Raw genomic sequence first — 9,977 nt, 5'->3', positions numbered from 1 at the left:
CCGAACGGAAACTAACCGACGCCAAGGTCGGATCCACCGTTAATCTGACACTCCCGGATCGGAATGAACCGCGGTGTGTCGGTGGCGAATACGCTCACGCGCAGGCGGTTGCCGGATGCGATGACGGCCTCGGTGGTGAGGATGTCGATGTCGAGAGCGATGGGTTCGCCCATGGGGACCGGGAGCAGCGCTGCTTCGGTGAGTGGATGGTAGGGGCGGGTGTAGTCGCCGTTCGGGGCGAACAGTGATCGCTCGTCGTCGACGGCTCGGCGGGAGGCGAGCAGTGCGCCGTTGCTCAGCACGATCGATCGACCGCTCGGGGCGACGTCGCAGATCATGATGGCCCACATCGCTTCCGGTGCACGGCAGACGACGCGCAGGTGCAGGTTCATGGGGCCGGACAGCACGGTGTCCGACTCGGCGGGTGCGGTGGTGAAGGTGACTGCGGCCCCCTCGGCGAATCGATTGTCGTAGGTGAAGCCGCCGCCCAGGACTGCCGTCACGCCGGCGAGAACCTGTGTGGTGTCACGAGATACGACGGCTCGCAGTGACGGGCGAACGGTCAGGACGTCGGATTCGGCGGCCGGCTCGCCGGTGAGGCTGCCGTCGGCGACGGCATGAGGGGCGGTGCCGGACGCCGCTGCCGACAGGTACAGCCTGCGTGGTTGCGCCCGGGGAGCCGGAAAGCGCCCGTGCGCAGTCCAATTGCCGCCCTGCTGACGCAGGGTGACGGGGCCGTAGTTCTCGATTCCGTTGTCCACGTCGCGTAGCCATTTGTCGAACCAGGCGCGCTCGAGTACGTCGAGCCGAGGCGGAAATCCTGGTTCGCCGAAGCCGATTCCCGGGTTGCCGTGGTAGCCGTCGCCGACGAGCAGTTGCTTGAATCCGCGTTCGAGGGGCAGCCGGTTGTAGATGTCCGGTGCGGAGCCGCCGAAGATGTCGTGCCAGCAGCCGTACAGAAACGTCGGTGCCGCGATGTCTTCGATGACGGCATCGATGGTGTCGTAGTAGTCGTTGTCGTAGATTCGCGGATCTCCGCCTGTGACAAAGCCTTTGGCCAGGTCGAACAGATTGGTGGCCGGGGATCGAGCGCGATCGCGGAGCCAGGCGAGCGTGTCGATTCCGCCGACCGCAGGCGCCCACTTGAGCCCGTTGACGGCCGCGAGCCACAGTGGAATGAACGCCGAGGTGGCGCCTCCGGTGGCGAAGATCTCGCGCACGATGTCCACCGAGCCCTCGACCGCGAAGATCGCGTCGAGCCCGGGAGGCTGCTTGGCTGCGGCCTGTAGGGAGTTGATCGCGGAGTACGAGATTCCGGCCATCCCGATCCTGCCGTTGCACCAGTACTGGCGTCGGGCCCAGTCGATCACCTCGAGCGAGTCGAGCTGTTCCCGGGGACCCAGCACGTCCCAGGTGCCCGAGGAGCTGCCGGTGCCACGGACGTCGACGATCATCTGCACGTATCCGCTGCGGACGAGATGACGGTTGACCGAGAGCAGGTCGGCAGCGCCGCCCGCCACCACTCGGGTGATCTCGGTGATGCCGTCGAATCTGGTTCCGGTCAGGTCGAATGCGGCCGAGAAAGCTCTGATGGCACGGCCCAGAACCGGGGTCTCGAGGACGGTGTCGATGCCCTTGATCAACAGCTTGTTGTAGGGCGTGAGGTTCAGGACGGTGGGAAACGTGCCCTCCACCGCCTGTCCCGACGCGTCCGCGGGGCGAAAGACGTATGCGCGCAACGCGGTTCCGTCGCTCATCGGAATGCGCACGTTCGTCGTGATGGACACCCGAGGGTAGCGCGGTTGCTCGCGCACGATTGCCGCCCACGCCGCTGCCGCGTCGCCGCCGCTCGGATCGCGTGCGGGTTGCAGGAGGGGGTGGGGGTGTACTGCCGTCATGGGAAACGATTAGACCGTCGAAGGGCCTCGTTTGTCTCGTGGAACGCACATCACCGGTGAATTCACCGACCGGCACAGGGCGATTTGCCGACTTCGATTGGGAACACTCTCAACGCCGGTTGAGCGCCGCTGTGGGGGTTCCCAGACTTTCCCGGTCACCCGGTTATGAGCCCGCGTCATTGCTAACGTCTGCCCGTCCGAGTGATGTGGGACACCGACCGTTGCAGGGGAGCGCGAATGCACGTAGAAGCACTGTTCGGAGACGGATCGTTGCGTCCGATCTGGCCGCACGCAGATGCACTGATCACCAACGAATGCCCGGGGCTTCGTTTCGCCGGGAAGTATGCCGACGTCGTCGCGCTGAGCAACGGTGATCCGACGGCGCTGCGCCCGTTCATCGACGAGGACACTCGTCGCCGCGTGGCCGGTATGGCAGCACCGCGTACCGACACCGCGCTGGTGTTCGGGGCCAACGGCTTTCTCGGTGCTCACCTGATCGGCCGCCTCACTCGTGATTCCGCCGTCGAGGTCGTCTATGCGATGGTGCGCCCCACCGAGGAGGAAACGGCTCTCGAGCGCCTGCAGCGCACGTTCGACCAGTACGAGATCGCGGTGGACGCAGACAAGATCCGCATCGTCGAGGGCACGCCCACGAAGTTCCGGTTCGGTCTCGACAAGGCCGCCTACTACGACCTCGCTGCCGGAGTGGGACAGATCTTCAACTGCGCCAGCTCCACCGACTACACCGAGAGCTACGCCGAGCTGCGCGACGACTGGTTCGTCAGCGTCCTGCGCATCCTCGAATTCAGCATCACCTCCACCCGCAAACACCTGACGTACGTGGGCAGTATCGGTGCCCACCTCTATCAGAAGCCAGAGGATTTCCGTCGTCCCGATTCCTGGTGGTACTCCGGGTACGCGCAGATGAAGTGGGTCAACGCAACGCTTCTCGGATGGCTGTCGATGTCGGACACCTACTCCGTCACCCTGTGCGAGGCGCCCTACATCCTCGGTAGCACCGAACTCGGGCGTGATCCGGGCCGGGTCTACAGCTTCTGGCGCATCATCGAACTGGCCATCGCGGCCGGTGCCATCTGGGACGGACCGGGCATGAACTACGTCCCGGTCGACGTGATGTGCGACGTCATGGCGAGCAACTCGTTGCGCAGCCATCCGCTGACGAGGCTGTTGCCGAGCAATCCCACCGGCTACGGTCACGATCTGTACGCCGATCTTCTCGGCCTCGATCTGGTGAGCTGGGAGGAGTTCAAGGAGCGCGTCAGTGCGCGCATCTCGCCGCGGTTCGCCGAGACGATGCTGGCCGACAACATCGATCAGCTCATGCGGCTGGTGCACAAGCCCGAGGCGATCCTGCCCGTCGACCACGACATCTCCTGGTGCGATCACCGCCGACTCTTCGAGCTCTACTTCGAGAAAGCACAGCTCAAGACGCTCACGCCCGCCGCCGTCAACTGACGTGTCGGACGTTTTCGAACCCACCTCGGTGCGCCTGCGGGACGTACCGATCGGCCGCGAGGTGACCAACGGCGTTCTCTCGCTGGGCTTCTATGTGGTGTGTGGGCTGATCGGGTTGCTGCCCGGCTCGCTGCGGAACCGGGCCGCCGACGCCTTCGTGACCTGGTCGGAGAGCGTCGACGAACAGCGGCACAGCTGATGTGGTGGGTTCGAGGGGTACTCGTCCTCGGTGTGGTGCTGGCAGCTCCGTTCGCTCTGTTCGTGTACTGGCGGACCCGGTTCTTCTTCCGTGATCCGCACCGCGAGCCGCCGGCCGATCCGCGGGCGGTGCTCGCGCCGGCCGACGGCTTCGTCACGTACGTCAAACGGGTGGAGGCCGGCAGTACCGCGTTCGCCGTCAAGAAGGGGCGGACGATCGTTCTCGACGAGATCGCCGGAGTCGCGTCCACCGACAGCGGCTACCTGATCGGGATCTACATGTCCGAATACTCGGTGCACCGCAATCGAATTCCCGTCTCGGGCACCGTCGGTATGCGTCGCCACCGGTCCGCGGCACCGTTCAACAAGTCGATGGCCAGGGTGGGCGCGAATCTGTTGACCCGACGCACTCCCTACGACGAGGGCTGCGACTACCTGCTCACCAACGAGCGGCTCACCATCTCGATCGAGCACGAGTCCGGAGCCGTGGTGACGGTGACGCAGATCGCCGATCTCTGGGTGGACCGCATCGTCGCGCACGTCGCCGTCGGCGACACCGTCGAACGCGGGGAGCAGTACGGGATGATCCGCTTCGGTTCTCAGTGCGACGTGTTCGTCCCGGACGCACTCGTCGACGAAATCACCGTCCGGCCAGGAAATTACGTGTTCGCCGGGGAGACGACGGTGGCCCGTTCGCCGATCCTCGTCGACGGCAGTCAACGGAGCGAAGAGGAACGATGATCACGATCGAAGAGGTCGACGGCAAAGCAGGCTGGCGCGAGTTCGAGGCCGTCTCGGACCTGGTCTACCAGGGCGATCCGTACCGCCTTCCCGACGAGTCGATGGACCTGCGTCGAGTGCTCATCGCACCGCCGTCCTCGGTCGCCGCCACCCGTATCACCAAGGCATTCCTGGCCCGCGAGAACGGAATTGCCGTCGGTCGCGTCGTTGCGATCCACGATCTGTCGTTCACCGAGTACACGGGGGAGTCGATCGGCTTCTTCGGCTTCTACGAGGCCGTCGACGATCACGACGTCGCGAAAGCGTTGCTCGACGCTGCGGCGCAATGGCTTTCGGCGCGCGGGCTCGCGACGATATCCGGGCCGTTCGGACCGTCGATGTTCTACAGCGCCGGCATCGTCGTCGACGAGATCCCGGCGCTGCCGCTGGTGGGGATGCCACACAATCCGCTCTACTACGCGGCCCACTTCGAGAAGTGGGGTCTGATGGCGGTCAAGGACTTCTACAGTTACCTCTTCGACGACCCGTGCATCATCTACAACGACCCCAAATACGCGCGGCACATGCAGATCTTCGAGAAGATCAAGGCGCGGTCGGAGGTGACGCTCCGGTCGATGAAGTATCGGACGCTACGCCGCGACGCGCGCATCGTGCGAGACCTCTACAACAAGACGTTCGTCAACTTCTGGGGCTTCTCGCCGCTGTCCTACACGGAGCTGTTCGAGTTGCTGAAGATGATGCTCCCGGTCATCGACCGCAGGCTCACGCTGCTGGCCGAACTCGACGGCAAGCCCGTCGGCTTCCTGACGGGCATCCCGGACGTCAATCAGGCCGCCGCGAAGGCGTCGCACCTGAAGTCGCGGTGGGCGCGAGACCTGGTGACGTTGTGGCACGTCAAGCGTCCGGGTCGGACGGAGATCATCGACGGCGTGCGGGTGGACATGCTGTTCGTCGATCCCGATTGCCCCGACCGGGCCGTGTCCTCCCTGCTGATCATGGAGATGTCGGTGCGCATGCGCGACCTCGGTTTCACTCGCGTCGAAGCCGCTCCCGTTCTCGACGACAGTCCGTGGATGAAGGGGTCGGTCCTGTCCAGGACGAAACTCGCTCCGCACCGCACGTACCGCATCTTCAGCCGGGAGTTGACGTAGATGACCGATACGATTTCGCGCATCGACCCGCAGGTGACCAGTGGAAACATCGGCGACCGGTGGGGCCGACTCGTCGCGCGTCGGCGCTGGGTGGTGCTGGCGATCTGGACGCTGCTCGCGGTCGGATCGGCGATTCTGTATCCGGCGCTGCAGAATTCGCTGGTCGGAGCCAACTTCTCGGTACCGGGCACCGAATCGAGCCGCGCCGACGACCTGATCGAGCGTCACTTCGAGTCGTTCGGCTCCGAACAACTCGTCGTCACGTTCTCCTCCGAGTCGGTGAACACGTCGGACCCGGCGTTCCGTGAGCGAGTGGGGGAGGTGGTCGGTCAACTGCGGCAGTCCCCGGATGTGCTGCGGGTCGTCGACCCCTACGAGACCGCGGGCTTCGTCCCGACGATCTCGCAGGACGGCACGTCGGCGCTCGCGTTCGTCGGTATCGGCGGAGAGGCCAGCGATCGGATCGCGGTGGCCGAACGCGTGCAGGAGATGATCGGCGCGGCGTCCGGCGACGGCGTCGAGGTGGCGGTGACGGGGTATTCCCCGATGACGGTCGATCTCACCCGCGTCGAATCCGAGGACGCCGTGCGGGCCGAGAGCATCGGTCTGCCCATCGCCTTCGTGGTTCTGGTTCTCGCGCTGGGGTCCGTGGTCGCGGGAATCGTGCCGTTGGTCTCCACCGGAATCGGTGTGCTCGCGGCGTTCGGAATGTTCGCGCTGTTGTCCAACTTCATGACGTTCGACGTTCTCGTCACCACCGTGGCGGCGATGTTCGGCCTGGGTCTGGGAATCGACTACGCACTGTTCATCGTCAGTCGATTCCGGGAGGAGATCGGGCGAGCCGGACCGCCCGACGATCCGCACCGGACCGAGCGCGCGGTGGGGGCGGCCATGGGTACGGCCGGGCACACCATCGTCATCTCCGGTCTGGTCGTGTTGATCGCGCTCGGAGCCCTCGCCATCGTCGATGTTCCTGCCGTTCGCAGTATTTCGTTGGTCGTCGCGCTGACCATCGCGACGGTCGTCGTGGTCGCGTGGACCCTGCTGCCTGCGATTCTCGCGGTACTGGGAACGCGCATCGGCGCGTGGTCGCTGCCCCGCAGATTCCAACCTCCGTCGGTCGACGAGCACGAGGCCGCAGTACCCACCTGGTGGTCACGGTGGGCGCAGCACGTCATCGAACGACCGTGGCGCTACACGGTCGCGTCGGCCGCGGTGCTCGTCGTGTGCCTGATTCCCATCAGTTCCATCTCGTACGGTGTCGACCTCGGGGCCGAGGCGCTGAGCGCGGAACCGTCCGGACGGGCCAACACGGTCCTGACCGAGAAGTTCGCGCCCGGGACCATCTCGCCCATCACCATCGTGTTCACGGGTGAGGACGACAATCCGCTGGGACCGCAGCAGCTGGCCACCGTCGACGCGTTCGCTGCCTCCGTGCGCGACGACGATCGCGTCGCCTACGCGCTGGCTCAGCCGGAGGGCGGGCGGTCGTTGCTGATCGTGGTTCCGTCGGTGCCGATCGACTCGACCGAGGCCGCCGATCTCGTGGGATCCCTTCGGGCGCAGGCGGTTGCCGCCGGCGACACGGACGGCACGAGCGTCTCCGTCGGTGGCACCACCGCACTGGTGGTCGACGCCTCCGACGAGATCTCCGGCAAATTCGCCTGGGTCGTGGCCGCGGTCCTGGCCTTCTCTCTCTTCTACCTGGCCGTCGTCTTCCGCAGTGTGGTGATTCCGCTGAAGGCCGTTGCCATGAACCTGCTGGTCACCGGCGCAGCGTTGGGTGCGACGGTCGCCGTCTTCCAATGGGGTTGGGGGTCGAGCATTCTCGGCTTCGAGAGCCCGGGCTACATCCAGGTGTATCTACCGGTGACGGTGTTCGCCGTGGTCTTCGGCCTGTCGATGGACTACGAGGTGTTCCTCATCGGCCGCATGCGTGAGGTGTTCGTGCGGGGAGCGAGCAACGACGTGGCCGTGGTCGACGGCATCGAGCACACCGCCAGGCCCATCACGGCCGCCGCCGCGATCATGATCGCCGTGTTCGCCAGCTTCCTCACCGCCGACGTGCTCGAGCTCAAACAGTTCGGCTTCGCTCTCGCCATCGCCGTGCTGTTCGACGCGGTGCTGGTGCGCATGATGATGGTGCCGGCGATGATGAAGCTCTTCGGCGAGCGCAACTGGTGGCCCGGCTCGAAACGCTACGAGGCCGTCGGCAGCTGAGCACGCGCCAGGACGGCACCGCCGGACGTGCGGATCTCGATGTCGGTCACGTCCTGGCGCAGCACCGCGGCGTTCATTCGGCACTCGATGGTGATGTCACTACCGAGGAACGTGCCGGACGGACGTTCGACACCCGATCGGTCGACGAGAACCACCTCGTACGGGCCACGATCGGAGATGCCGTCCATCTCCAGGACGGTCTCGGTGCCCCACGTGTGGGCGACCAGACCTCCTTCTATGTCCACACTCGGCACCTCGGTGGTGAAGGCGACCTGCTCGTACGCGCCGAGGGTTCCGGGTGGACCGGTGATCGCGGCGGGTGGATTCGTGGGGTCCTGGCGGTAGGCGTCGACTCCGAGTACCACCCCACTGCCGACCACCACCCCTACTACTGCGGCCGCAACGGCCAGTCCTGCCGATCTGCGCTGCGCTCCGAAGCGCTGACCTCCGAACCGCTGCCCTCCGAACTGCTGTGTTCGCCGATTGTGCTGCGGCGACCACTCGGAGCTGCCTGTCGCACCGAGGATTCGCTCGCGAAGGTCGGGTGACGTCGAAGATTCGAGCCACGCGTCGGTAGGGCCGCGGCTCCCGAGAGTCATGGTCAGCGAGCGCAATTCGGCGATCTCGTCGTCGATCGTGGGATCGGATGCAGCGAGCCGACGCAGTTCGGCGGCTTCGGCGTCGTCGAGATCGTCACCGACGGCAGCGGCGATCAACTCGGCTCGGCGATCGGGTGCTGCGCTCATGTCTCCTCCTTTCCATCGAGATGTTGTCGTAGGGCTCGCAGTGCGTAGAAGGTGCGGGTGCGCAGTGTTCGCACGGCGACCCCGGTCGATTTCGACAGCTCCGCGTAGGAGCTGCCGCCCAGGTGCACTGCGACGACGACCTGCCGATGCTCGGGGGAGAGCAGGGCGAGCGCGGCGATGATGCGGAGCCGCTCGTCGATATCGGGGCTGGTGTCACGCGTGACACTGCCCGACTCCCGCCCGACGTCGTCGATCCGGTCCGAGGCCGGCATCGGCATCCTCGTCAGCGACCGCTGAGCATCGACGATCACGTTGCGTTCGATGGCGAACAGCCACGTTCGCAGGGACCCGCGCCCGGGCTCGAATCGGGACCGCGCTCGCCAAGCCCGCAGGAAGGTCTCCTGAACACAATCCTCGGCCAGAGTTCTGTCGCGGAGAGCGTTGACGGCGAACCCGAGCATGGCCGACGCGTGCTCGTCGTACGCGGCAGCGACGTCGAAGTCCAGTTCGATCACGCTCCCGATGCTCATGACAGTGGATACGTCGGTGGACCCTCGGACGTTCACGGCGAGGGCGGAAAACATTTCTTTACCGAGCTTTGAACATTTTGGCATCGGCGCTCGTACACCTTGCACGGGCTCGCCTGCCCGATACTCCCACGGAAGGCACACGAGATGACCAGACGCTCGATCCCACGCCCGGCAACGTCGATCCGATCCACCGCCACAGCGCTCGTCGGTGGTACCGCCACCGCTGCGGCGATGATGCTGTTCGCCGCCGCCCCGGCCGGTGCCGATACGCCTGTCGCCGAACCGGATTCCTTCACCAGTGCATTCACGGCCATGGCCACTCCCGACCAGGTGCTCAACGGAGAGGGCGTCGCCACTCCGGGTCAGCCCGGTGCGATGGGTACCTTCACTCTGCGCATCAACTCCGACCTCGACATCATCTGCTACGACATCGCGCTCGAAGGCGTGACCGGCGACTACATGAGCCCGGCCAAGACCGCCACGCACATCCACCAGGCAGCGGCAGGCGCAGCAGGTCCTCCGCGTCTGGCATTCCCGAACCCCACCCCGATCGGCGACGGCCCGCGCACCAGCAGCGGCTGCATGCAGGGACCGTTCACCACCGGCTTGACGCCTGCCGGTGCCGACGCGGACAGCGGGACCGGGTTCACTCTGGACCAGATCGAAGCCGACCCGGCCGCCTTCGCCGCCGATACCCACACCGTCGACTTCTCGGCCGGAGCGGTGCGCGGCCAGCTCAGCCAGATTCCGGTCGGGTCCGTCGCGACCGGTGGCGGCGGTTCGGCGCTCGCGGCGTCCGATTCGGCGTCCGATTCGGCGTCGAGTTCGGTGCTGCCGGTCGTCGGTGCGGTTGCCCTGGGCGCGATGGTCGTCGCGGGCGTGACAGTCGCTGCTCGACGCGAGGTGCGGAGCTGAGATATCCGGTTCTGATCGCGGTCGCTGCCGCGGCGGTGGTGGTGGGCTGTTCCTCGCCACCTCCATCGCCGCCGGCGGCGACCACGCCGGTGTCCTCGCAGC

9 protein-coding genes are annotated in these 9,977 nt (G+C 65.9%); 6 read left to right on the top strand and 3 right to left on the bottom strand.

Annotated features, from left to right (window positions below; genetic code table 11):
- Positions 1-11: 11 nt before the first annotated feature.
- On the bottom strand, positions 12-1,898 hold the full coding sequence (locus QM590_RS14215) for a CocE/NonD family hydrolase (protein ID WP_269595390.1): 1,887 nt from the start codon (positions 1,896-1,898) through the stop codon (positions 12-14).
- Between the two features lie 237 nt (positions 1,899-2,135).
- Here QM590_RS14215 and QM590_RS14210 point away from each other — a divergent pair, with 237 nt between their 5' ends.
- The 5 genes from QM590_RS14210 to QM590_RS14190 are packed head-to-tail and all read left to right on the top strand — an operon-like array spanning position 2,136 to position 7,684.
- Positions 2,136-3,374, top strand: coding sequence for an SDR family oxidoreductase (locus QM590_RS14210; RefSeq protein ID WP_269595389.1), 1,239 nt, complete (start codon positions 2,136-2,138; stop codon positions 3,372-3,374).
- 1 nt (position 3,375) lies between these two features.
- The gene (locus QM590_RS14205; RefSeq protein ID WP_269595388.1) at positions 3,376-3,573 is read left to right on the top strand and encodes a serine/threonine protein phosphatase; all 198 of its coding nucleotides are present in this window, start codon (positions 3,376-3,378) and stop codon (positions 3,571-3,573) included.
- On the top strand, positions 3,573-4,313 hold the full coding sequence (locus QM590_RS14200; RefSeq protein ID WP_269595387.1) for a phosphatidylserine decarboxylase: 741 nt from the start codon (positions 3,573-3,575) through the stop codon (positions 4,311-4,313). Before QM590_RS14205 ends, QM590_RS14200 begins: the two co-directional genes overlap by 1 nt.
- Positions 4,310-5,464: a hypothetical protein gene (locus QM590_RS14195; RefSeq protein WP_269595386.1), complete on the top strand. Its 1,155-nt coding sequence runs from the start codon at positions 4,310-4,312 to the stop codon at positions 5,462-5,464. The genes QM590_RS14200 and QM590_RS14195 overlap by 4 nt, the downstream gene beginning before the upstream one ends.
- Positions 5,465-7,684 (top strand): MMPL family transporter, encoded by a 2,220-nt coding sequence (locus QM590_RS14190; RefSeq protein WP_269595385.1) that lies wholly within the window; start codon positions 5,465-5,467, stop codon positions 7,682-7,684.
- Here the strand turns inward: QM590_RS14190 and QM590_RS14185 are convergent.
- Positions 7,663-8,430 carry a hypothetical protein gene (locus tag QM590_RS14185; RefSeq protein WP_269595384.1) on the bottom strand — a complete coding sequence of 256 codons (768 nt, stop codon included), beginning with the start codon at positions 8,428-8,430 and terminating at the stop codon, positions 7,663-7,665. The two genes, QM590_RS14190 and QM590_RS14185, sit on opposite strands and share 22 nt — an antisense overlap.
- Entirely contained in the window at positions 8,427-8,960 is a 534-nt protein-coding gene (locus QM590_RS14180; RefSeq protein WP_283279196.1) for an RNA polymerase sigma factor, read from the bottom strand. Before QM590_RS14180 ends, QM590_RS14185 begins: the two co-directional genes overlap by 4 nt.
- 144 nt (positions 8,961-9,104) lie before the next feature.
- Here QM590_RS14180 and QM590_RS14175 point away from each other — a divergent pair, with 144 nt between their 5' ends.
- The gene (locus QM590_RS14175) at positions 9,105-9,875 is read left to right on the top strand and encodes a CHRD domain-containing protein (RefSeq protein WP_269595382.1); all 771 of its coding nucleotides are present in this window, start codon (positions 9,105-9,107) and stop codon (positions 9,873-9,875) included.
- Positions 9,876-9,977: the final 102 nt, after the last annotated feature.

It is taken from the genome of Rhodococcus sp. IEGM 1372, assembly GCF_030056835.1.
GTDB lineage: Bacteria > Actinomycetota > Actinomycetes > Mycobacteriales > Mycobacteriaceae > Rhodococcoides.
Note: the sequence above shows the minus strand (reverse complement) of the source record. Positions and strands in the feature narration are given on the sequence as shown.

Bases quoted from the DNA above. Each gene is read 5' to 3' on its own strand.
- QM590_RS14215 (WP_269595390.1), bottom strand. From the start codon at position 1,898: ATGACGGCAGTACACCCCCACCCCCTCCTGCAACCCGCACGCGATCCG.
- QM590_RS14210 (WP_269595389.1), top strand. From the start codon at position 2,136: ATGCACGTAGAAGCACTGTTCGGAGACGGATCGTTGCGTCCGATCTGG.
- QM590_RS14200 (WP_269595387.1), top strand. From the start codon at position 3,573: ATGTGGTGGGTTCGAGGGGTACTCGTCCTCGGTGTGGTGCTGGCAGCT.
- QM590_RS14195 (WP_269595386.1), top strand. From the start codon at position 4,310: ATGATCACGATCGAAGAGGTCGACGGCAAAGCAGGCTGGCGCGAGTTC.
- QM590_RS14190 (WP_269595385.1), top strand. From the start codon at position 5,465: ATGACCGATACGATTTCGCGCATCGACCCGCAGGTGACCAGTGGAAAC.
- QM590_RS14185 (WP_269595384.1), bottom strand. From the start codon at position 8,430: ATGAGCGCAGCACCCGATCGCCGAGCCGAGTTGATCGCCGCTGCCGTC.
- QM590_RS14180 (WP_283279196.1), bottom strand. From the start codon at position 8,960: ATGAGCATCGGGAGCGTGATCGAACTGGACTTCGACGTCGCTGCCGCG.
- QM590_RS14175 (WP_269595382.1), top strand. From the start codon at position 9,105: ATGACCAGACGCTCGATCCCACGCCCGGCAACGTCGATCCGATCCACC.